This window comes from Sphingomonas corticis (genome assembly GCF_012035195.1).
Lineage (GTDB): Bacteria > Pseudomonadota > Alphaproteobacteria > Sphingomonadales > Sphingomonadaceae > Sphingomonas > Sphingomonas corticis.
Genome location: NZ_JAAVJH010000009.1, coordinates 1 through 19,901, shown reverse-complemented (window position 1 = coordinate 19,901; position 19,901 = coordinate 1). Strand labels below are relative to the sequence as shown.

The window sequence follows — 19,901 nt, the reverse complement described above, 5'->3', positions numbered from 1 at the left end:
CCTCGGCGGAGGGGTGTGTCACCGGACTAGGGCAGGCAGGCTGTCCGATGCAAGTGGTGGAGGCGGCTAGCGGATCGCGGCTGAACGCGGGTTGAAGCGGGCGGCCGCTACGGCGTGTCGCCGCGGCGGAACGGCACCATATCGGACAGCAGCGTGCGGTCCATCGCCACCGCCTCGCGCTCGCGCACCAGAAAATCCGCGACCGCGCGGCGGAAGCCGGGATCGGGCAGGAAGTGCGCGGACCAGGTCGGCACCGGCTCGTAACCGCGCGCCAGCTTGTGCTCGCCCTGCGCCCCCGCCTCCACCCGGGACAGGCCGCGCGCGATGGCGGCGTCGATCGCCTGATAGTAGCACAGCTCGAAGTGGAGGAACGGCACCTCCTCCACGCAGCCCCAGTAGCGGCCGTACAGCGCGTCGGCGCCGACCAGGTTCAGCGCGCCCGCGATCGGCACGCCGTCCCGCTCCGCCAGGATCAGCAGCACGCGGTCTCCCAGCACCTCGCCCAGCAGCGGGAAGAAAGCGCGGGTCAGGTAGGGACGACCCCACTTCCGGCTGCCGGTGTCCTGATAGAAGGACCAGAAGGCGTCCCACTCGCGCGCGCCGATCGCCGGCCCGGGGAGGTGGCGGATCGTCAGCCCCTCCACCGCGGCGGCGCGCTCCTTACGGATCGCCTTGCGCTTGCGGCTGGCCAGCGCGCCGAGGAAATCGTCGAAGCTGGCGTAGCCGCGGTTGGTCCAGTGGAACTGCGTGCCCTCGCGCACCAGCCAGCCGGCGGCTTCGAACAGCGGGAGCTGCGCGGGATCGACGAAGGTGGCGTGGGCGGAGGACAGATCGTGCCGGCGCACCACCGCCTCCAGCGCGGCGATCAGCGCGGGCCCCGCCCCCTGCCCTTCGCCATCGGCGCGCAGCAGCAGGCGCGGGCCGGGGACCGGGGTGAAGGGCGCCGCGACCTGGAGCTTGGGATAATAGGCGCCGCCGGCCCGCTCCCACGCGTCGGCCCAGGCGTGGTCGAAGACGTACTCGCCCTGGCTGTGCGACTTGGCGTAGGCGGGCGCGACCGCGGCGGGGCGGCCGTCCGCCCCGTCGACGACGATGGGGACCGGCTGCCACCCGCTCTGCCCGCCGACGCTGCCCGACGCCTCCAGCGCGGCGAGGAAGGCGTGACCGACGAAGGGATTGCCGCCGCCGGCGCAGGCATCCCAGTCGGCGGCCGGGATGTCCGCAACGCCGGCGGCGATGCGCGCGGTGAGAGGTGTCATCGCCGCCTATATGGTCGCGGCACGGGCCGGCGTCAGCCCTTCCGGCTGGCCTCGAACAGGAACCAGGCGCGCTCCTCGGCCTGGTCGGTCCACTCGTCGACGATGCCGCTGGTGGCGTTGTCCTTCGCTTCCTCGGCGGCGTCCTTCACCTCCCTGAACCGTTCCACCAGCTTCAGGTTGTCGTCGCGAAGCTCGGACAGCATGTCCTCCGCCGACACGAAGTCGCGGTCGTTGTCGACGATTCCCTGCCGGCGGGAGATGTCGCCGATGGAGCGCAGCGTGGTGTTGCCCGTCTTGCGCACCCGCTCGGCAATCGCGTCCGTCACGCCCAGGATCTGCGTGGCCTGATCGTCCAGCAGCAGGTGGTAGTCGCGGAAGTGCGGGCCGGAGACGTGCCAGTGGAAGTTCTTCGTCTTCAGGTACAGCGCGTAGCAATCGGCCAGCGAGGCGTTCAGCGCGTCGGCGACCGTGCGTGTGTCGTTGCGCGCCAGGTCGGTCGGCGTGTTCAGCGCGGGATTGATGTCGGCCACGGGGCGGCTCCCTTCGGATTTGATTTCGCCACGACAACGACGGTCGCGCGCAAACGCTCCCCGCTCAGACGAGCCCCACCGCCGCCACGCCCGTCACCAGCCCCGCGCCGGTCAGCAGCAGCGCCGCGGCGAGGCGGACGGCGCGGAGCGGCAGGGCGAGCCACGCCGCCTCCCCCGCGAGGGCCGCCGCACCCGCGACCAGCCCCGCGCCGATCGTCGCACCGACCGCCGCCGCCCAGGGCAGGTCGCTGCGCGCCGCCAGCGCGACGACGACGAACTGCATCCGGTCGCCGAACGCCATGATGAACAGGCCGAGCACGGCGGTGACGGGGGCGGGCAGGCGCCAGCGTTCCAGCGCCTCCGGCCGCGCCACGCGCCAGCCGGTGCCCACGCCCGCCAGCACGAGCGCGAGCGCGAGCAGCAGCAGCGTCGCCGCGGGCGTCATCACCGGCGCGAGCAGCCGTCCGCCGGCGACGCCGATGGCGTAGCTGAGCGCGAGCGCGACGAGGCCGGCGACGACCACCGTGCCGCGCCCCAGCCGGTCGGCCAGGATCGCGGCGAGCCACGGCGTGCGGTCGGACGCCTGCGTCAGTGCCGCCAGCACGAGCGCGGCCATCAGCGCGTCCATGACGGAAGGGTCAGGCGGCGAAGCGAACCGAGCAGGCGGCAGCGAAGGCGCGCGAGGCGGCCTCGTCCTGCCGGTCGCTGGCCACCGCGTCGCGCAGCATGGCGAGCCAGCCGTGGACCAGCGCGCCATGCTCGCCGCGGGCGAGCGCGCCCTCCAGCAGGTGCGCGACGGTGACGGCGGGCAGCATGTGGTGGCGGTGCGCGATGGCGCGGATCGCATCCACCTCCACGGCGACGCCGCGCGGCCCCGCGCGCCACTCGATCGCGCCGATCCGCCGGGAAAGGTCCGCCCTCACCGTCGCCAGCGTGCTCGTTCCGGTGCCGTCCATCATCGCCGCAGCCTCCTCACCGGACGACCATGGCAGCGCCGGGTAAAGGCCGCGTAAAACCGCCGGCGGCTTGACTCCGCCGCGGCCTTGCGCCATGCGCCCCACCTTGTGCGGCGACGGGCCAGTTTCCGTCGCCCTTTTCATTCATCGTTTTTCAGGAACCGGTCATGGCCAAGCCGACCACCGTCAAGATCAAGCTCGTCAGCTCCGCCGACACCGGCTTCTTCTACGTCACGAAGAAGAACCCGCGCACGAAGACGGAGAAGCTGAGCTTCAACAAGTACGACCCCGTCGCGCGCAAGCACGTCGAGTTCAAGGAAGCCAAGATCAAGTGACCGTACGGGTTGCGTAAGCGACCGTTCGGTCATCCCGGCCCACATCTCCTGGGGCCGGGATCCAGGGCCGCGGGCGGCGACGCCCCGCGGCCTTTGCCGTTGGCGGCAAAGCGGACCCGTCCCTTCGCGCCGAGCTTGTCGAAGCGCCGTTCTGCCATCGTGAAGGCGGCGCGAAGAACGTCAGTGATTCCACGGGCTCAGCACGACCGGAGGCAGGCCGTCTCACCGCGCCCGGAACATCGTCTGCGCGGCCGTCGCCGGCATCCCGTTTTCGCCGACGAAGTTGCGGTATCGCCCGCCGTTGATGCCGATCGCGTAGCGGCCGCCCGCCTCCACCGTACAGGCGAGCGTGAAGGTGCGCCGATCGGGCGAGAGGCGCGGGACGGCCGCGCAGCGCGGGTAGCGGCCGCGGTCGCTGGTGGTGAAGGACCAGCCGTCCCCGCGCATCGGCCGGTCGAACGTCACCGTCACCTCCAGCGGTCCGGCCGGCACGGTCGCGCCGCTGGAGGGCACGATACGCAGCACGCGCGGCGGCGCCGCCGGTGTCTCGCCCGCGGAGGCGGCCAGCATCGCCGCCGCCGTTACGCCCGCACCGATCATTCCGGCGATCATCATCATCGTCATCCTCCCGCGATTGAGCGGCGGGGATGGCGCCGGGCCGGCCGCCGCGGGAAGCCCAGAAACATCGTCACGATTTTCCTGTGCGCACAGGAGCCGGGCCAATTCCCGGCTGCTGCCCACGCCCGTGCGGCGACGTGCGTCGCGCAGCCGTTCGTTCACCGCATTGACGGAGAGGCCGAGTTCGACCGCCGCACTTTTCGCGCTATGCCCCTGCGCGAACAGCCGGAGAACCCGCCGTTCCGCCTCGCGCACGTCCAGCGTCACGTCAGCGCGCCGACCGCCTGGATGAAGCGCGCCAGGCTGATCGGTTTGGACACATAGGCGTCGGCGCCGGCGGCACGGATGCGATCCTCGTCCTCGCGCCCGGCATAGGCGGTGACGGCCATGATCGGGATCGTGCGCAGCGTCTCGTCCGCCTTGATCTCCAGGATCAGCTCATAGCCGGTCACGTGGGGCATCTGGATGTCCATCACGATCAGGTCGGGCTGGAAGGCGCGGGCGCGATCCACCGCCTCGCGGCCGTCGCGCACCGGTTCGGCCGCGAAATCATGCGCCCGCAGCAGGTCGCAGAACAGCTTCAGGTTCAGTTCGTTGTCCTCGACAACGAGCACCCTTTTTGCCACCCGCGGTTGCTCCCTACTTTCCCAAGGGATCCGGCATCATTTTTCCCCGTCCGCGACGATAGGCCATGCACCCAGCCAGTTCAAACGAAGAAGCCGCCGAGACCACGGCCCTGCGCGCGATCGCGTGGACGCTCAGCGACGAGGATCGCGCCGCGCGGCTGCTGGCGCTGACCGGGCTCGACGGGGCGGGGCTGCGCGCGCGCATCGGCGAGCCGGCGGTGCTGGCCGCGGCGCTGGGTTTCCTCGAGTCGCACGAGCCCGATCTTCTCGCCTGCGCCGATGCGCTCGACGTCGCCCCCCTCGCCCTGGTCCGCGCGCGTGCCGCGCTGGAGGATACCGCATGACGCGCCCGCTCCTGATATCCGATTGCGACGAGGTGCTGCTGCACATGGTGCGCCACTTCGCGACGTGGCTGGGCGAAGCGCACGAGGTGGACTTCACCATCGGCACGTGGGAGCTGGCCAAGTCGATGAAGCGCCGCGGCGGCGGCCCCGCGCTGACGCAGGAGGAGATGTTCGGCTTCCTCGGCGGCTTCTTCCCGGCGGAGATGCACCGGCAGACGCTGGTGCCCGGCGCCCGGGAGGCGCTGGCGCGGCTGGCGCAGGTGGCGGACGTCGTCATCCTCACCAACCTGCAGGACCATTGCCAGGCGCATCGCGTGGAGCAGCTGGCCGCGTTCGGCATCGCGCATCGCGTGGAGTGCAACCAGGGCGGCAAGGGCGGCCCCGTGGCGCGACTGGTGGCGGAATACGGCGACCCCGTCACCGTCTTCGTCGACGACCTGCCGCACCATCACCAGTCGGTGGCGGAGCACGCGCCCGGCGTGTGGCGGCTCCACATGGTGAGCGAACCCGAGCTGTCGCCCGGCGTCCCCACCTCCCCCGCAGCGCACGCGCGGATCGACGACTGGGAACAGGCGGCGGACTGGATCGCGGCAAGGTTTGCAGAGGCCAGGCCGGCGGCTTAGGCCGGCGTCCTCGAAGCACGTGGGACGACCGTCACGCTCGTGCTTGGAGACGAGGCTTGTCAGCCTCTTCTCAGCACGAACGGAAACGTGGATTCTGATCGCGCGAGCAGTCGCCTCCGCCGCTACGCCGCCCGGCGCGTCAGCGCGGCGGCGGCCTCGTCCATCAGCGTGGCGAGAATGTCGGCGACCGGCTCCTCCTTCGTCACCATGCCGACCGACTGCCCCGCCATGACGCTGCCATGCTCGACGTCGCCGTCGATCACCGCGCGGCGGAGCGCGCCCGCCCAGTAGTGCTCGATCTGCAACTGCGCCTCCGTCATGGCGACGCGGCTCTCGTCCAGCGACTGCGCCACCTCGCGCTGCTTCGCGGCGAACAGCTCCGACGCCGAATTCTTCAGCGCGCGCACGGGGATGACGGGCAGGCGCGGGTCGATCTGCACGCTGGCCACCGCGTCGCGCGCGCTGGCGCGGATGAACGCCTTCTTGAAATTGGCATGGGCGATCGATTCGGTTGCGCAAACGAACCGCGTGCCCAGCTGCACGCCCGCCGCGCCCATCTCGAGATAGCCGGCGATCGCCTCCCCCCGGCCGATCCCGCCCGCGACGAAGACGGGCAGCACGGTGGCGATCTCGGGCAGCATCTCCTGCGCCAGCACGCTGGTCGACACGGGGCCGATGTGGCCGCCCGCTTCCATCCCCTCGATCACCAGCGCGTCGACGCCGCTGCGGATCAGCTTCTTGGCCAGCGCCAGCGTCGGCGCGAAGCAGATGACCTTCGCGCCGCCCTGCTTGATCGCCTCCAGCGAGCCCTTGGGCGGCAGCCCGCCGGCCAGCACGACGTGGCCGACGCCGTGGCGCGCGCATACCGCGATCAGCTCGGTCAGTTGCGGGTGCATGGTGATGAGGTTGACGCCGAAGGGCGTGCCCGTGCGCGCCTTCGTCGCCGCGATCTCCGCGTCGAGCAGCTCGGGAGTCATCGCGCCGCATGCGATCACGCCGAAGCCGCCCGCCTCGCTGATGGCCGCGACCAGGTGCCGCTCGCTCACCCACGACATCGCCCCGCCCAGCACGGCGAAGCGGGAGCCAAGGAAGTCGTTGCCGCGTTGCATCAGCGCGGACAGACGGGCGGAGCCGGCGGTCGTGTCGGTCATGATGCCTGCCGTAGGGAGACGCGATGAGACAGGCAACCGGGGAGCTGACCGTGGCGACGCGCGGACAGGGCCTGCACGAGATCACGCGAGAGGTGGCGGACTGGCTGGCGGCGCAGGGCATCGGCGCGGGGCTGCTGACGTTGTTCTGCCGCCACACCAGCGCCTCGCTGACGATCAACGAGAACGCCGCGCCCGCGGTAAAGCGCGACCTGCAACGCTGGATCGCCGGCGTCGCGCCGGAGAGCGGCGCCTACGAGCACGACGACGAGGGGCCGGACGACATGCCCGCCCACCTGCGCACCGCGCTGACCGACGTGTCGCTGTCGATCCCCGTCATCGCCGGCGCGATGGCGCTCGGCACGTGGCAGGGCGTGTACCTGTTCGAACACCGGACGGCGCCGCACCGGCGGCGGGTGGCGGTGCAGGTGATGGGGGAGTAGCGCCTCATCCGCGCCGGAGCAGGGGCGGCGTCGACTTACGCCGCCTCTTCCGCATCCAGGCCATAGGCGGTGTGCAGCACGCGAACCGCCAGTTCGGTCTCGTCCTCGTGGATCAGGACGCTGACCTTGATCTCGCTGGTCGAGATCGCCTGGATGTTGATGCCGCGCGCGCCCAGCGTGGTGAACATCGTGCTGGCGACGCCGGCGTGGCTGCGCATGCCGACGCCGACGACGCTGATCTTCGCGACGCGGGTGTCGTGGATCAGCTCGCCGAAGCCGATCGCCTCCCGCCCCTGGTTCAGCGCCTCGATCGAGCGGGCGAGATCGGCCGAGGGCACGGTGAAGGTGACGTCGGTCGACGCCGATCCGTGCGCGATGTTCTGGATGATCATGTCCACGTTGATCGACGCCGCGGCCAGCGGCTCGAAGATGGCGGCCACCGCGCCCGGCTTGTCGGGAACCGCCGTCAGCGTGATCTTCGCCTCATTCTTGTCGTGCGCGATGCCGGTGATGAGCTGGCGTTCCACCTCTGTGATCTCCTCTTCGGCGACGATCATCGTGCCGGGCAATGTGTCGGCCATGGGCGCGTCGGCGTCGGTGAAGCTGGACAGCACCTGGACGCGCACCTTCTCCTTCATGGCGAGGCCGACCGAGCGGGTCTGCAGCACCTTGGCGCCCACCGACGCCAGTTCCAGCATCTCCTCGTACGTCACCTTGGCGAGCTTGCGCGCGCGCGGCACGATGCGCGGGTCGGTGGTGTAGACGCCGTCGACGTCGGTGTAGATGTCGCAGCGGTCCGCCTTCATCGCGGCGGCCACCGCCACCGCGGACGTGTCCGATCCGCCGCGGCCCAGCGTCGTCACACGCCCGTCAACGCTCTTCCCCTGGAAGCCGGGGATCACCGCCACCTCGCCGCGCGCCAGGCTCTCGTCCAGGGCGGCGGTGTCGATCGTGCCGATGCGCGCCTTGGCGAAGGCGTCGTCGGTGTGGATCGGCAGCTGCCACCCGAGCCACGAGCGCGCCGGCACGCCGATCGCCTGCAGCGCGATGGCCAGGAGGCCGCTCGTCACCTGCTCGCCCGCGGCGACGACGACGTCATATTCCCTGGGATCGTAGAGCGGCGACGCCTCGCGGCAGAAGCCGACGAGCCGGTCGGTCTCCCCGGCCATGGCGGAGACGACGACGGCGACCTGGTTCCCGGCTTCCGCCTCGCGCTTCACGCGCGCGGCCACGCTGCGGATGCGTTCGATGCCGGCCATGGAGGTGCCGCCGAACTTCATCACGATGCGTGCCACGGACCGCCCTTCGCGCTGGTGGGAAAACGGGGGTGCTGATAGGGACCGGTCATGGCGCACGCAACCGTATCAGCCGCAACCAGCGATCGCTCCATCATCGCGCGCGAGGCGACGCATTTCGGCCGGCTGGCGGCGGAATGGTGGGATCCGGCGGGCACGTCGGCGATGCTCCACCGGCTGAACCCCGTGCGGCTCGGCTACATCCGTGCCGCGGCGGACCGGCATTGGGACGGCGACGACGCGGGCTTCGCGCCGCTGGCGGGCCGGCGCGCGCTGGACATGGGCTGCGGCGCCGGGCTGCTGGCCGAGCCGTTGGCGCGGCTGGGCGCCGCCGTCACCGCGGTGGACGCGGCGGAGGAGAGCGTGGCGGTGGCCCGCGCGCACGCCGGGCGGCGCGGCCTGTCGATCGACTATCGCGTCGGCGGGACGGACGCGGTGGCGGGCGAGGCGTTCGACCTCGTCTGCTCGCTGGAGGTGGTGGAGCACGTCGCCGATCCCGCCGCCTTCGTCGCCGCGCTGGCGGCGGGGGTGGCGCCGGGCGGGCTGCTGGTGATGTCGACGCCCAACCGCACCTTCTGGTCGCGCGTCGCGCTGGTCGAGGGGGCGGAGCGGCTGGGCGCGATCCCGCGCGGCACGCACGACTGGGACCGCTTCCTGACGCCCGCGGAACTGACCGCGATGCTGGAGGACGCGGGGATGCGCGTCGACGACGTCACCGGGATGACGCTGGGTGCCACGGGCTTCACGCTCGGCGCCTCCACCGCGCTCGACTATTTCGTCACCGCCACCCGCCGCTGAGATCAGACGACGGGATCGTCGAAGGCGGCGACCTCCGCCGCGGCGGGCTCGGTCAGCGCGCGCCAGCAGTAGATCGCCAGCAGCACGCACCCGGCACCCGCGACCAGATACGGAAGCGGGTGGTGCCACTCGTACAGGCCTACGCCGATCGACGGGCCGAGCACGAAGCTGGCGCCGTTCACGCTCGTCACCTTGCCCGCGACCGCCCCTTGCGCGCGCGGGCCGACCGCCAGGCTCGACCCCGCGGTGAAGCCGGGCCGGGTGAAGCCGAAGCCGAGGCTGGCCAGCGCATAGGCGGTGGCGATGCCGTAGAGCGACGTCGCCAGCCCGGTCAGCGCCGTTCCCGCGGCGGCGAGGACGAGGCCCACCAGCACCAGCGCGCGCGGCTTCAGGTTCAGCAGCGGGATCAATCCCCATTGCGCCAGCAGCGCCGCCCCCGCGCCCATCATCAGCACGATGCCGGTCGGCTCCAGCGCCAGCGCGGGCGGCAGGCCCAGCCGGTCGATGACGAGGAAGCCGATCGCCTGCCCCGTCATCGCCTGCGCATGGCCCATCACCAGCCCCGCGATCATCCACGCGCGGATGCGCGGATCGAGGTAGCCGACCGCGTCGCCCCCCTTGGGCTCGGTGGCGGCGGTGACGCTGGCGCCGGTCGACTGCCCGCCGATCGACGGATAGGCGTTGGCCGCCCCGCCGACGCCCGCGGCGATGTCGCGGTCGTCGGGCAGCGTGCGGCGCACGGTGACGAAGACGACGAGGCCGAACACCGCGAAGACGAAGGCGGGACCGGCCAGCCCCACCTCCACCGCACCCCACTGGCCCAGGATCAGATAGGGCGCGATCGCGGGGCCGAGGATGGTGCCGAGGCCGAACGCGCTCGCCAGCAGCGTCAGCGCGCGCGTCCGCTCCTCGCGCGTCGTGTTGCCCGCCACCAGCGCCTGCACTGCGGGCGGCGCGGCGGAACCGAACGTGCCGTAGATCAGCCGGCCGAGGATGAAGAGCAGGAACGCCGTGGTGCCGCCGATCACGCCGTTGATGCCCGCGGCCAGGAAGACGCCGCACAGCGCGAGGCTGACGCAGAAGCCGCCCATGCCCAGCAGGATCATCACGCGCCGCCCGTGCCGGTCGGACCGGTTGGCCCAGAACGGGGCGGCGAGCACCCACAGCAGCGCGGACACGGAGAAGGCCGCCGCCACCGCGCTGTCGGCGACGCCGAGCGAGCGGCCGAGCGCGGGGAGGACCGATTGCAGCGCCGTATTGCCCGCCGCGATCGTCAGCATGACGAGGAACATCAGCGCGAAGCTGCGGTCGAACCCGCGCGTCACTGCCCGCTCCTCTCGCCCGGTTCGTCCCGCATCGCCACCCGATTAGGCGCTTGGGGGCGGGGCGCAAGGCCGCTATGGCAACCCTCGTGCTTTTGCGACGTTCAGCCTTTTCAGCGAGGCTGCCGCATCGTGAAGGCCCGCGATCACGTACCGGGGAGTCTCGCCTTTTCCATGCCCAGCCAGATCAACGCGCTGCGGCGCGACCGCACCAAGGCCGCCGGCGTGCCCTCGCCCTGGCAGATGTTCCTGTCCGGCTTCCTGAAGCATCCGGTGATGGTGGGGTCGATCATCCCGTCGTCGGACCGGCTGATCGCGAAGATGCTGCGGCCGGTGGACTGGGCCTCGTGCAAGCTCTTCGTCGAATACGGCCCCGGCGTCGGCACCTTCTGCCGCCCGATCCTGGAGAAGATGGCGCCCGACGCGACGCTGATCGCGATCGACACCAATGCGGACTTCATCCGCTACCTCGACCACACGATCACCGATTCGCGCTTCTCCGCCGTGCACGGATCGGCCGCCGACGTGGAGCGGATCGTCGCCGAGCACGGGCATGACGGCGCGGACTACGTCCTGTCCGGCCTGCCCTTCTCCACGCTGCCCGACGGCGTCGGGCCGGCGATCGCGCAGGCGACGCACGACGTGCTGCGGTCCGGCGGCGCCTTCCTGGTCTATCAGTTCAGCCCCAAGGTGCGTGACTTCATCGCGCCGCATTTCGAGCGGATCGACCACGACATGGAATGGTGGAACGTGCCGCCGGCGCAGCTCTACTGGGGGTGGAAGGAGTAAAGGCGGGTTCGTGCGTCGGTGTGAGAGAACGGGTTCACGCGAAGACGCGAGGGAAAAGAAGAAGATCTGTTCGCGCGGAGGCGCGGGGACGCGGAGGTGTCGCACCTGCGGTGATATTCCGAGCCGCGGCAGGCGGCTCAGCTTATGGCTGCCGCAAGATCCCCTGTCTCGCTGACGCGAGACGATCGCCACGAACGCCCCCTCTCTGCGCCTCCGCGCCTCCGCGCGAACCAATCTTTCTTCTTCGCGTCCTCGCGCCTTCGCGTGAACCTCAACCGTCATCCTCGTCGATACCGAAGTTCAACCCCCGCGAGATCGCCGGGTCCGCCACCGCGGTCAGCAGATAGGCGGCGAACTGCTTTGCGCGCTGCCACCAGCCGGTCGCCGCACGATAGGCGTCGCGGGTGACCTCCACCGATTGCGCCACCTCGCCGTCGATATAGGCGCGGCAATGGTCCGCGAAGGCGCGGTCCTCGATGCGGAGCATCAGCTCGAGATTGATGAACAGGCTGCGCATGTCGAAATTGGCGCTGCCGATCCAGGTCGCGCGGTCGACCACGTACAGCTTGGTATGCAGCTTCGTCGGCTGGTACTCGAACAGGCGCACGCCGCGGCGCAGCAGCCCGGCATAGGTAAAGCGCGCCGCCGCGATCGTCACGTTGTTGTCCGATTTCGCCGCCGTCACCACCCGCACCTCGGCACGATGGCGCCGCCCGCGGCCGACGCCGGCGCGCTCGATCCGGCGCAGCAGCATGGGACTGGGCATGAAATAGCCGGCGATCAGGTCGATACGGCGAGCGCGGCGCATGTCGTGCTTGATCGCACGCGCCCATGGCGACAGCCGCCGCGTCGGCCCGCCGATCGTCCAGCGCAGGCGTCCCGTCCGCTCGCTCCACTGCGCAAGCGCCTTGTTCAGCCGCCGCACCCGCCCGCCGCCGCGGATCCCCTCCTCCAGCGCGTCGAAATAGCCCGCCATCCGCGCCGCCGCCGGTCCCTCCAGCAGCAAGCCCAGATCGCGCCACGCCTGATCCGCGGGGGTGCCGAAATAATCGTCCTCGATATTGAAGCCGCCGGTGATGATGCGCGCGTCCGCGGTCTCCGCGTCGGCCAGCGCCAGCTTCTGGTGGTTGCGCAACAGGTAGCGGCGGCCGAACCGCGGCGAGAAACGGCAGACACCCACCCCCGCCGCCTCCAGCGGCCGGAAGAAATCGGCCCGGTCCGCGCCGAAGCCGTCGACGATCAGCGCCACCTTCACCCCGCGCCGCGCCGCCGCCGTCAGCGCGGCGTTGACCCGGCGCCCGGCGTGGTCGTCGGCGTAGATGTAGAAGATCATCCGCAGCGAGGTGTGCGCCCGCTCGATCAGCGCCAGCACCGCGTCCAGCCGGCGCGGCCCGGTGTCCAGCAGCGTCAGCCGGTTGCCGTCGACGGTGAAGGTCGGCTGGTCGGCGGGCGCATCCATGCCCCGCTGTGCGGCCCGTCGCGCGGCGGCGCAAGCGCGCTTTTCTTGACTTTGGCGGGGTCGCGGCCTACCTGCGTCCGTTCTTCCGCCAGCTTCTCAAATCAAAGGAGTGCGTCGATGGCGCGCGTCACCGTCGAGGATTGCGTCGACAAGATCCCGAACCGCTTCGATCTCGTCCTGCTCGCCGCCCAGCGCGCGCGCCAGGTGTCGGGCGGTGCGGAACTGACGATCGATCGCGACCGCGACAAGAACCCCGTCGTCGCGCTGCGCGAGATCGCGGAGGAGACGATCCGTCCGGGCGATCTGCACGAATCCGCGATCACCGGCCTCCAGCGCGTGCGCGTCGACGACGAGGAAGAGGCGGACGCGGTCGGCAGCCTCGCCGCCTCGGCCGAAGCGCTGCGCCTCACCGCGGTCGCGCCGCCGCGCAACCAGAACCTGGGTGCCGACTACGACGGCTGATCGCCCGAGGTGCCGGGAGTTCGGGGGCCGGTCGTCCGATGGGGCGGCCGGCCTTTCTCGTCGCCGGGGAAGTATCGGGCCTCAGCCGCCGAACGAGCGCCCGCCGCCCCAGCCGCCGCTCGACCGCGCCGACACGCGCCCGCCGAAGCCGCCGCGCGACACGACCGAGCTGCGCGTCTGGATGCGCTGCGTCGTCACCGGCGTGCTGATCGCCCGCGATCCCACCTGATAGCCGTGCGCTCGTCCGCCGTAGCCGCCGTTGAACAGCCAGGCGCCTGACGGCGTGTAGTAGCGGCCGTCGTCGCGGTTGCGGTACAAGGGTTGGTAGCGATAGCCGCCGCCGTTCAGCGCGTTCCCGATCATGAAGCCGGTTAGCAGCGGCACGAAGAAGCTGCCGCCCCCGCCGGACGCCTGCTGCCCGTCGCGCTGGAAGCACATCGCCTCGCCGAACTGCTCCTCGCACAATTGCTTCGATTCGAAGCGCGGCGCCGTGGCGCCGTCGTCCTTGGCTGCCGCGGCCGCGGCCTCGTCGCAGGTGACGGCGGCGAAATCGCCGCTCGCCTTGCACTCGGCCGGCGTGGCGAACGCGGCGACCTCGGTCGGCGCGCCGTAGCGCTCGCGCGAGACCTGCTGCTCGGACGGCGCGGGGTCGCATCCGCCCAGCATCGCCAGCGCGCCTGCCGCGGTCAGCGCGGGCGCGGCGGAGCGCTTGCGGCGGCGGGGAAGGAAGGGATCGCTCATCATCCGCCTCAATAGGTCATGCTGGCGGCGTTGATGAGGCCGACCGCGATCGAGGTGGCACCGGCGTAGAGCCCGGTGGCGACGTTCCCCTCCTCGATCCGCCGCGTCAGGTCGCGCACGACGAAGCGACGGATGACGAAGGCGGCGACCACCTGCACCACGCCGGCCAGCACTGCCCAGGCCAGGAACTCGACCGGATCCGCCGTCACCGTCAGCGCCGAGGCGAGCGGCAGCGCGAAGCCGACGATCGCGCCGCCCAGCGCGGCGGCGGCGGCATTGTTGCCTGCGGCCAGCAGCGCGCGCTCGTCATAGGGGGTGGACCATTGATAGACCCGCTTGAACACCGCCAGCAGCACGCAGGCGACGCCGAAGGCGAGCACGAAATGCCCCGCCCCGTCGATGAAGTAGCGCGCGTCGAACCCCATTGCCCTCTCCCCGTCAGGCGCCGAACTCGGCCGGCAGCAGCGGCAGGCCGACCATGATCTCGTGCGTCAGGTCGCCGCCCTCCGTCTGCATCGCGATGGCGAGCAGCAGCTCCTGCCCGGCGCCGTCCACCTCGCGCGCGTAGAGCATGCAGCGCTGGCGCACGTGCTTTACCGGCGGGGCGTCGCGCTCCCAGTGCACCGCTTCCCACAATTGCACCGGCGGCTGCTCGCGATCGTCGCCGGGATACCAGAACCGGGTGAAGCGCGGCAGCCCGGGCTCGTCCCACACGGCCTTCCTCAGCCGCTCGTCGAAGGTCGTGTCCCACGGCCCCGCGGGATAAGTGGAGGTCCACGGACGGAACAGCGTGAAATCGTCCGCGTCCGACCCATCCGCCTTCTGGCTGACGGCCTGCAGCATCAGCTCGTCGTCGGTGTAGAAGCGGTGGACGTAGCCGCCCTCGTCCAGCTTCACGACGCCCTGCGCGGTGATCTCCAGCGTGTCGCGATCCAGCGTGAATGCCGCGCCCGCCAGCCGCCGCCAGGCCAGCGGGTCGAGCCGCACCTGCCGCCCGATCGTGATGTCGCGCACCACGGCGACGCCGCTGGCCGCGGGAGCCTCCCCGCCGAAGAGCCGGTTCCAGATCATGCCCGTACCCTTCTAGAGGGACGGGCCGGGCAGGTGAAGCGCTTTGCATGCCGGGTCGCTCGATCCGTCGCCCCGGGGAGAGGCCGACACGACGTCGGGCGCGGCGGGCCGCCAACCTTGCCCTCCCCGCCCCCCGCGCCTATCGCGCCGCGCATGACCAGCATCCCCATTCGCCGCGCGCTCCTCTCCGTTTCCGACAAGACGGGCGTCGTCGATCTCGCCCGCGCGCTGTCCGAGAAGGGAGTGGAGCTGGTGTCCACCGGCGGCACCGCCCGGGCGCTGCGCGACGCGGGGCTGGCGGTGCAGGACATCTCCGACCTGACCGGCTTTCCGGAGATGATGGACGGTCGCGTCAAGACGCTGCATCCCAAGGTCCACGGGGGCCTGCTGGCGGTGCGCGACGACGCCGCCCACGCCGCGTCGATGCAGGAGCACGGCATCGGCGCGATCGACCTCGTCGTCGTCAATCTCTACCCCTTCGTGCAGACGGTGGCGAAGGGCGCGGACCGGGACGAGATCGTCGAGAACATCGACATCGGCGGGCCGTCGATGGTGCGCTCGGCGGCGAAGAACCATGCCTATGTGGCGATCGTCACCGATCCCGCGGACTATCCGCTGGTCGAGAGCGGCGAGACCACGCTGGCGACGCGCAAGCGGCTGGCCGCCAAGGCGTTCGCGCGCACCGCGGAATATGATTCGGCGATCGCCAGCTGGTTCGGCTTCGCCGACCAGGGCGAGCGCTTCCCCGAGACGCTGCCGCTGACGCTGAAGCGCGCGGGGCCGGAGCTTCGCTACGGCGAGAACCCGCACCAGACCGCCGCCTTCTACGCCGCGACCGGCGCGGGCACGAACCTTGGCGCGCGCGGCGTCGGCCAGGCGCGCCAGGTGCAGGGCAAGGCGCTGAGCTACAACAACTACAACGACGCGGACGCGGCGCTGGAACTGGTCGCAGAGTTCCGCGACGCCCAGCCCAGCTGCGTCATCGTGAAGCACGCCAACCCCTGCGGCGTCGCCACCGCGGCGACGCTGGGCGAAGCCTATGCCGAGGCCTTCGCCTGCGACACGGTGAGCGCGTTCGGCGGCATCATCGCGGTCAACCGCCCGCTCGACGGCGAGACGGCAAAGGCGATCACCGGCATCTTCACCGAGGTGGTGATTGCCCCCGACGCCGACGAGGAGGCCCTCGCGCTGTTCGCCGCGCGCAAGAACCTGCGCCTGCTGCTGACGGGGGAGCTACCCGATCCCGGCCGCGCGGGCCTGTCGGCCAAGTCGATCGCGGGCGGCTGGCTGGTCCAGTCGCGCGATGCCGGGCGCATCACCGCGGCGGAGCTGAAGGTGGTGACGGAGCGCCAGCCGACCGAGCAGGAGCTGGCCGACTGCCTGTTCGCCTGGACCGTGGCCAAGCACGTGAAATCGAACGCCATCGTCTACGCGAAGGACGGCGCCACCGCGGGCGTCGGCGCGGGGCAGATGAACCGGCTGGAATCGGCGCGCATCGCCGCGTGGAAGGCGAAGGATGCGGCCGACAAGGCGGGCTGGGGCGCACCGCGGACGATCGGCTCGGCGGTGGCGTCCGACGCCTTCTTCCCGTTCGCCGACGGGCTGCTGGCCGCGGTGGAGGCGGGCGCGACGGCGGTGATCCAGCCGGGCGGGTCGATCCGCGATGACGAGGTGATCGCGGCGGCGAACGAGGCCGGGCTGGCGATGGTCTTCACCGGGATGCGTCACTTCCGCCACTGACGCCGTTCTTCGACGCACCGGCCCCGCGGCACCGGTCGGAGCAGTAGCGCACAGCGTCCCAGTCGCGCGCCCACTTCTTGCGCCACGCGAACGGGCGGGCGCAGGCGGCGCATGTCTTCGTCGGCAGATGGGGCTTTCGATGCGCCATCGCCGGCCAACGCGCGAGCGATCGGCGGTGTCCCGTCGGGCGTCGCCCGCCCTGGTCTAGCGGCCGGTCAGCTCCGCCAGGCGCGCGGCGAGATCGACCTGCCGGAACGGCTTCACCAGCCGCGGCAGGTCGGGATCGACGCCGGCGACGTCGGCGTAGCCGGAGACGAGCAGGACGGGCAGGTCGGGGAAGCGCCCGCGCGTCTCCGCCGCCAGTTCGCTCCCCGAGCGGCCGGTCATCAGGTGATCGGTGACGATGACGTCGGGCCGGAGGCCGCGGTCGATGGCGTCCAGCGCCTCCTCGGCCGACCCCGCCTCCACCACGGTGAAGCCCAGTTCCGCCAGCATGTCGGCGGTGGTGGCGCGGACCAGCGGCTCGTCGTCGACCAGCAGCGCGGTGCCGTTCCGCCGCGGCGCGGCAGCGTCCCTGCCCCCGGTCGGCGAGGACGCCGCGGGCGCGCTGCCGACCGGCAGCCACAGTTCGACGTTGGTGCCCAGCGCAGGGCGGCTGGCGATCGTCAGCTCGCCGCCGAGCTGCGCGGCGAGGCCGTGGACCATGCTGAGCCCCAGCCCGGTGCCCTTGCCGATGCCCTTCGTCGAGAAAAAGGGCTCGACCGCCCGCTTCAGCGTCTCCGCCTCCATGCCGATGCCCGTGTCCGCCACCGACAGGCGGACGTAGCGGCCCGGAGCGAGGTGGTCGGACCGCCCGGTGACGACATCCTCGCCGCGCGCCGTGATGCGCAGCGTTCCGCCGTCCGGCATCGCGTCGCGCGCGTTCACCGCCAGGTTCAGCAGCGCCATCTCCAGCTGGTTCGGATCGGCCGAGGCGACCGGCAGGTCGTCTCCCACCTCCACGACGATCTTGATCTGCGGTCCCAGCGTCGACCCGATCAGGCCGGCCATGCCGTTCACCAGCTCCGCAATGTCGACCGACACCGCCTGGAGCGGCTGGCGCCGGGCGAAGGCGAGCAGGCGCTGCACCAGCACGCGCGCACGCTCCGCCGATTGCAGCGCGCCGTCGATCAGCCGCTTTTCCCGGTCCCCGCCCACATCCTTGCGCTGCAACAGGTCGAGCGCGCCGATGATCGGGGTCAGCAGGTTGTTGAAATCGTGGCTGACGCCGCCCGTCAGGCTGCCCATCGCCTCCAGCTTCTGGCTCTGTCGCAGCTGCTCCTCGGCCTGCACCCGCGCGGTCACGTCGCGCGAGCTGCCGATGATGCGCGTCACCCGCCGCTCCGGCCCGTCGACGGGCACGAGGATCGTGTCCCAGTGACGCCGCCCGCTGGGCAGGTCGACCACCTCGCGGTAACTGATCGGCTGCCCTTCCGCGACCGCGCGGCGGAAGTTGGCCGATACCGCGTCCACCACGTCGGCGGGCAGCTGCTCCTCGATCGGCTTGCCCTTCAGCGCGTCCGTGCTCAGCCCGGTCAGCCGCTCGTGCGTCGGATTGAGCTCCTCGATCGAGAAGCCGCCGTCGTCGCGGATTCCGACGACGAACAGCGCCTCCGCCGTATGCTCGAAATAGGCGCGGTACAGCGCGTCCGCTTCGCGCCGCGCCGCCTCCGTCGCCGCCAGCTGCTGCTGCTCGTGGACGCGCCCGGTGACGTCGTAGCCGAACAGGCTGGCGCCGATGATGTCGCTGGCGGCGTTCAGGACCGGGGCGAACTTCATGTCGTACCAGGCGCGTCCCAACCGCGCCTCGCCCATCTCCGCGACGTGGCTGAACGTCTCGCCCGCCAGCACCCGGCGCCACAGGGCGTGGACCGGCTCGCGCTGCGGCGTGTCGCGGAGCAGATCGAGGAGGTTGTCGCCGGCGGAGGGGCGGAAGCCGAACACCCGGCCATATTCGTCGGCCGACGCCTTGTTGACCGCGAGGAAGCGATAGTCGCGGTCGAGGATCTGCACGAACGCGGTCGTTGTCTCGAACAGGTCGGACAGGATCTTGCGCTCGGCGAGCGCCGCGGACACGCGCTCCTCCAGCGTCTCGTTCATCTCGCGCAGGCGCGCCTCCGCCCCGGCGCGCTCGATATAGGCCCAGCAGCGCTCCACCGCCGCCTCGACCAGCGCGATCTCCTCCGGCTGCCAGTCGCGCGGGGCGTCCTGGTGCACGGCCATCATCGCGGCCAGGCGGCCGTCCTTCAGCAGCGGGCAGCACACGATCGCCTCGATCCCGATCGAGCGGAACATGTCGCGCCCCGCGCCGGGCGCGAGTTCCGCCGCCACGTCGCGGATCACCAGCGTGCTGCCCCCGCGCATGTCGGCGGCGGCGCGCGGGCCGAACAGGTCCAGGCTGTAGCTGCCGATCGACGTATCGACGCCGGCGGCGGTGTAATCGTCGCGGATGCTGAAGCGGTCGTTGTCGTCGTCCACGTCGGCATAGGCGGTGCGCGACGTGCCCAGGTGGCGCGCCAGCAGCGCCGCCGCGGCGTGCATCACCCCGGCCGGATCGCGCGACGTGCGCAGCTGGTCGTCCAGCGCGGCCAGGAAGCGCAGCCGGTCCCGCTCGGCGAGCGAGCGTCGCTCGCCCAGCACCCGCTCGGTCGTCTCATGCCCCTGGTTGAAGACGCCGGCCACCGTGCCGTCCTCCCCGCGGATCGGCGTGAGGCTGTAGTTCCAGTAGGTCTCCTGAACCACGCCGCCGCGCACCATCGGCAGCAGCTGGTCGTAGGTCGAGAAGCCCTCGCCGGTGCGCAGCACCTGGGCGAACTGCGCGTCGATCACGCTCCAGATGTCGCTCCACACCTCCACGCCCGGCCGCCCGAGCGCCCGGGGATGACGTTCCGCCGCCACGGGTCGCCAGGCGTCGTTGTAGAGCAGGCGGAGCTCCGCTCCCCAGTAGATCGCAGTGGGGAAGCTGGAGTGGAGGCAGATCGACATCGCCGATCGCAGCGACTGCGGCCAGGATCGCGGCTCGCCCAGCGACTCGGACCAGTCATGCGCGCGGATCCGCGCGCCCATCTCGCCGCCGCCCGCCAGGAACGCGAGCGCGGGATCAGGTTCATCGGCGACCGACATCGGCGCTCGCGCTCATCCGCGCGATGGGGAGGAGGAGGACATTCACGGGAGTCTAGGGTCAGGACCCATTGATGTGAGCGTTGCGATCTGATTCAGGCTCCGCAAGGAGACCGGAATGAGCGACCTGTTTTGGCTGACCGACGAGCAGATGGAGCGGCTGCGGCCGTTCTTTCCCAAGAG

The 19,901-nt window shown here is 71.3% G+C and carries 23 protein-coding genes and 1 pseudogene; 8 read left to right on the top strand and 16 right to left on the bottom strand.

Annotated elements, in window-relative coordinates; genetic code table 11:
* Positions 1-107: 107 nt before the first annotated feature.
* The 4 genes from HBH26_RS13905 to HBH26_RS13890 form a co-directional block, all read right to left on the bottom strand.
* Positions 108-1,259, bottom strand: coding sequence for a GNAT family N-acetyltransferase (locus tag HBH26_RS13905; protein WP_168135236.1), 1,152 nt, complete (start codon positions 1,257-1,259; stop codon positions 108-110).
* Positions 1,260-1,291: 32 nt separating this feature from the next.
* Entirely contained in the window at positions 1,292-1,789 is a 498-nt protein-coding gene (locus HBH26_RS13900) for a ferritin-like domain-containing protein (protein ID WP_168135235.1), read from the bottom strand.
* Positions 1,790-1,853: 64 nt separating this feature from the next.
* Positions 1,854-2,417 (bottom strand): TMEM165/GDT1 family protein, encoded by a 564-nt coding sequence (locus HBH26_RS13895; protein ID WP_168135234.1) that lies wholly within the window; start codon positions 2,415-2,417, stop codon positions 1,854-1,856.
* A gap of 10 nt (positions 2,418-2,427) precedes the next feature.
* Positions 2,428-2,748, bottom strand: a complete 321-nt coding sequence (locus HBH26_RS13890) for a hypothetical protein (protein WP_168135233.1) — start codon at positions 2,746-2,748, stop codon at positions 2,428-2,430.
* 164 nt (positions 2,749-2,912) lie between these two features.
* Between HBH26_RS13890 and rpmG the strand changes: the two genes are divergently transcribed.
* Positions 2,913-3,080 (top strand): 50S ribosomal protein L33, encoded by a 168-nt coding sequence (gene rpmG, locus HBH26_RS13885; protein WP_168135232.1) that lies wholly within the window; start codon positions 2,913-2,915, stop codon positions 3,078-3,080.
* 222 nt (positions 3,081-3,302) lie between these two features.
* On the opposite strand, the gene HBH26_RS21210 is transcribed toward rpmG, so the two are convergent.
* Positions 3,303-3,704 (bottom strand): hypothetical protein, encoded by a 402-nt coding sequence (locus HBH26_RS21210; protein ID WP_338057397.1) that lies wholly within the window; start codon positions 3,702-3,704, stop codon positions 3,303-3,305.
* 257 nt (positions 3,705-3,961) lie between these two features.
* Entirely contained in the window at positions 3,962-4,324 is a 363-nt protein-coding gene (locus HBH26_RS13875; RefSeq protein WP_168135231.1) for a response regulator, read from the bottom strand.
* Between the two features lie 65 nt (positions 4,325-4,389).
* Here HBH26_RS13875 and HBH26_RS13870 point away from each other — a divergent pair, with 65 nt between their 5' ends.
* Together HBH26_RS13870 and HBH26_RS13865 are read left to right on the top strand one after the other, a co-directional pair.
* Positions 4,390-4,668 carry a DUF3572 domain-containing protein gene (locus HBH26_RS13870; RefSeq protein WP_168135230.1) on the top strand — a complete coding sequence of 93 codons (279 nt, stop codon included), beginning with the start codon at positions 4,390-4,392 and terminating at the stop codon, positions 4,666-4,668.
* Positions 4,665-5,291 carry an HAD family hydrolase gene (locus HBH26_RS13865; RefSeq protein WP_168135229.1) on the top strand — a complete coding sequence of 209 codons (627 nt, stop codon included), beginning with the start codon at positions 4,665-4,667 and terminating at the stop codon, positions 5,289-5,291. Before HBH26_RS13870 ends, HBH26_RS13865 begins: the two co-directional genes overlap by 4 nt.
* A gap of 122 nt (positions 5,292-5,413) precedes the next feature.
* Here HBH26_RS13865 and HBH26_RS13860 read toward each other — a convergent pair whose 3' ends face one another.
* Positions 5,414-6,442 carry an NAD(P)H-dependent flavin oxidoreductase gene (locus HBH26_RS13860; RefSeq protein ID WP_168135228.1) on the bottom strand — a complete coding sequence of 343 codons (1,029 nt, stop codon included), beginning with the start codon at positions 6,440-6,442 and terminating at the stop codon, positions 5,414-5,416.
* A 23-nt stretch (positions 6,443-6,465) separates the two neighbouring features.
* On the opposite strand from HBH26_RS13860, the gene HBH26_RS13855 reads away from it, so the two are divergent.
* Positions 6,466-6,882: a secondary thiamine-phosphate synthase enzyme YjbQ gene (locus HBH26_RS13855; RefSeq protein WP_168135227.1), complete on the top strand. Its 417-nt coding sequence runs from the start codon at positions 6,466-6,468 to the stop codon at positions 6,880-6,882.
* A gap of 35 nt (positions 6,883-6,917) precedes the next feature.
* Here the strand turns inward: HBH26_RS13855 and HBH26_RS13850 are convergent, their stop codons facing one another.
* Positions 6,918-8,177 (bottom strand): aspartate kinase, encoded by a 1,260-nt coding sequence (locus tag HBH26_RS13850; RefSeq protein WP_168135226.1) that lies wholly within the window; start codon positions 8,175-8,177, stop codon positions 6,918-6,920.
* A gap of 51 nt (positions 8,178-8,228) precedes the next feature.
* Between HBH26_RS13850 and ubiG the strand changes: the two genes are divergently transcribed.
* On the top strand, positions 8,229-8,975 hold the full coding sequence (ubiG, locus tag HBH26_RS13845; protein ID WP_168135225.1) for a bifunctional 2-polyprenyl-6-hydroxyphenol methylase/3-demethylubiquinol 3-O-methyltransferase UbiG: 747 nt from the start codon (positions 8,229-8,231) through the stop codon (positions 8,973-8,975).
* Positions 8,976-8,977: 2 nt separating this feature from the next.
* Here ubiG and HBH26_RS13840 read toward each other — a convergent pair whose 3' ends face one another.
* A complete protein-coding gene (locus tag HBH26_RS13840; protein WP_168135332.1) occupies positions 8,978-10,267 on the bottom strand; it encodes an MFS transporter in 1,290 nt (429 codons plus the stop codon).
* Between the two features lie 204 nt (positions 10,268-10,471).
* Here HBH26_RS13840 and HBH26_RS13835 point away from each other — a divergent pair, with 204 nt between their 5' ends.
* Positions 10,472-11,086 carry a class I SAM-dependent methyltransferase gene (locus HBH26_RS13835; protein WP_168135224.1) on the top strand — a complete coding sequence of 205 codons (615 nt, stop codon included), beginning with the start codon at positions 10,472-10,474 and terminating at the stop codon, positions 11,084-11,086.
* Positions 11,087-11,357: 271 nt separating this feature from the next.
* On the opposite strand, the gene HBH26_RS13830 is transcribed toward HBH26_RS13835, so the two are convergent.
* Positions 11,358-12,545 (bottom strand): phospholipase D-like domain-containing protein, encoded by a 1,188-nt coding sequence (locus HBH26_RS13830; RefSeq protein WP_168135223.1) that lies wholly within the window; start codon positions 12,543-12,545, stop codon positions 11,358-11,360.
* Positions 12,546-12,662: 117 nt separating this feature from the next.
* On the opposite strand from HBH26_RS13830, the gene rpoZ reads away from it, so the two are divergent.
* Positions 12,663-13,007, top strand: coding sequence for a DNA-directed RNA polymerase subunit omega (gene rpoZ, locus HBH26_RS13825; protein WP_168135222.1), 345 nt, complete (start codon positions 12,663-12,665; stop codon positions 13,005-13,007).
* An 81-nt stretch (positions 13,008-13,088) separates the two neighbouring features.
* On the opposite strand, the gene HBH26_RS13820 is transcribed toward rpoZ, so the two are convergent.
* Genes HBH26_RS13820 through HBH26_RS13810 form a run of 3 tightly spaced genes read right to left on the bottom strand, consistent with a single transcriptional unit; the run spans position 13,089 to position 14,819 of the window.
* Positions 13,089-13,751 carry a DUF1190 domain-containing protein gene (locus tag HBH26_RS13820; RefSeq protein WP_168135221.1) on the bottom strand — a complete coding sequence of 221 codons (663 nt, stop codon included), beginning with the start codon at positions 13,749-13,751 and terminating at the stop codon, positions 13,089-13,091.
* A 5-nt stretch (positions 13,752-13,756) separates the two neighbouring features.
* Complete coding sequence (locus HBH26_RS13815) at positions 13,757-14,173, bottom strand: DUF350 domain-containing protein (protein WP_168135220.1); 417 nt, start codon at positions 14,171-14,173, stop codon at positions 13,757-13,759.
* Between the two features lie 13 nt (positions 14,174-14,186).
* A complete protein-coding gene (locus HBH26_RS13810) occupies positions 14,187-14,819 on the bottom strand; it encodes a DUF2491 family protein (RefSeq protein ID WP_209308569.1) in 633 nt (210 codons plus the stop codon).
* A gap of 153 nt (positions 14,820-14,972) precedes the next feature.
* On the opposite strand from HBH26_RS13810, the gene purH reads away from it, so the two are divergent.
* The gene (purH, locus tag HBH26_RS13805) at positions 14,973-16,559 is read left to right on the top strand and encodes a bifunctional phosphoribosylaminoimidazolecarboxamide formyltransferase/IMP cyclohydrolase (RefSeq protein WP_168135219.1); all 1,587 of its coding nucleotides are present in this window, start codon (positions 14,973-14,975) and stop codon (positions 16,557-16,559) included.
* Here purH and HBH26_RS13800 read toward each other — a convergent pair.
* From HBH26_RS13800 to HBH26_RS21355, 3 genes and pseudogenes are all read right to left on the bottom strand, one after another.
* Entirely contained in the window at positions 16,531-16,707 is a 177-nt protein-coding gene (locus HBH26_RS13800; protein WP_168135218.1) for a DUF2256 domain-containing protein, read from the bottom strand. The two genes, purH and HBH26_RS13800, sit on opposite strands and share 29 nt — an antisense overlap.
* Positions 16,708-16,763: 56 nt before the next feature.
* Positions 16,764-18,281, bottom strand: coding sequence for an ATP-binding protein (locus HBH26_RS21360; protein ID WP_476712836.1), 1,518 nt, complete (start codon positions 18,279-18,281; stop codon positions 16,764-16,766).
* A gap of 27 nt (positions 18,282-18,308) precedes the next feature.
* A pseudogene (locus tag HBH26_RS21355) lies at positions 18,309-19,583 on the bottom strand (GAF domain-containing protein); the annotation flags it as partial.
* Positions 19,584-19,901: the final 318 nt, after the last annotated feature.

Excerpts from the sequence above, each read along its gene's own strand:
- HBH26_RS13905 (WP_168135236.1), bottom strand. The coding sequence starts at position 1,259 with ATGACACCTCTCACCGCGCGCATCGCCGCCGGCGTTGCGGACATCCCG.
- HBH26_RS13895 (WP_168135234.1), bottom strand. The coding sequence starts at position 2,417 with ATGGACGCGCTGATGGCCGCGCTCGTGCTGGCGGCACTGACGCAGGCG.
- HBH26_RS13890 (WP_168135233.1), bottom strand. The coding sequence starts at position 2,748 with ATGATGGACGGCACCGGAACGAGCACGCTGGCGACGGTGAGGGCGGAC.
- rpmG (WP_168135232.1), top strand. The coding sequence starts at position 2,913 with ATGGCCAAGCCGACCACCGTCAAGATCAAGCTCGTCAGCTCCGCCGAC.
- HBH26_RS21210 (WP_338057397.1), bottom strand. The coding sequence starts at position 3,704 with ATGACGATGATGATGATCGCCGGAATGATCGGTGCGGGCGTAACGGCG.
- HBH26_RS13870 (WP_168135230.1), top strand. The coding sequence starts at position 4,390 with ATGCACCCAGCCAGTTCAAACGAAGAAGCCGCCGAGACCACGGCCCTG.
- HBH26_RS13865 (WP_168135229.1), top strand. The coding sequence starts at position 4,665 with ATGACGCGCCCGCTCCTGATATCCGATTGCGACGAGGTGCTGCTGCAC.
- HBH26_RS13860 (WP_168135228.1), bottom strand. The coding sequence starts at position 6,442 with ATGACCGACACGACCGCCGGCTCCGCCCGTCTGTCCGCGCTGATGCAA.
- HBH26_RS13855 (WP_168135227.1), top strand. The coding sequence starts at position 6,466 with ATGAGACAGGCAACCGGGGAGCTGACCGTGGCGACGCGCGGACAGGGC.
- ubiG (WP_168135225.1), top strand. The coding sequence starts at position 8,229 with ATGGCGCACGCAACCGTATCAGCCGCAACCAGCGATCGCTCCATCATC.
- HBH26_RS13840 (WP_168135332.1), bottom strand. The coding sequence starts at position 10,267 with ATGTTCCTCGTCATGCTGACGATCGCGGCGGGCAATACGGCGCTGCAA.
- HBH26_RS13835 (WP_168135224.1), top strand. The coding sequence starts at position 10,472 with ATGCCCAGCCAGATCAACGCGCTGCGGCGCGACCGCACCAAGGCCGCC.
- HBH26_RS13830 (WP_168135223.1), bottom strand. The coding sequence starts at position 12,545 with ATGGATGCGCCCGCCGACCAGCCGACCTTCACCGTCGACGGCAACCGG.
- rpoZ (WP_168135222.1), top strand. The coding sequence starts at position 12,663 with ATGGCGCGCGTCACCGTCGAGGATTGCGTCGACAAGATCCCGAACCGC.
- HBH26_RS13820 (WP_168135221.1), bottom strand. The coding sequence starts at position 13,751 with ATGATGAGCGATCCCTTCCTTCCCCGCCGCCGCAAGCGCTCCGCCGCG.
- HBH26_RS13815 (WP_168135220.1), bottom strand. The coding sequence starts at position 14,173 with ATGGGGTTCGACGCGCGCTACTTCATCGACGGGGCGGGGCATTTCGTG.
- HBH26_RS13810 (WP_209308569.1), bottom strand. The coding sequence starts at position 14,819 with ATGATCTGGAACCGGCTCTTCGGCGGGGAGGCTCCCGCGGCCAGCGGC.
- purH (WP_168135219.1), top strand. The coding sequence starts at position 14,973 with ATGACCAGCATCCCCATTCGCCGCGCGCTCCTCTCCGTTTCCGACAAG.
- HBH26_RS13800 (WP_168135218.1), bottom strand. The coding sequence starts at position 16,707 with ATGGCGCATCGAAAGCCCCATCTGCCGACGAAGACATGCGCCGCCTGC.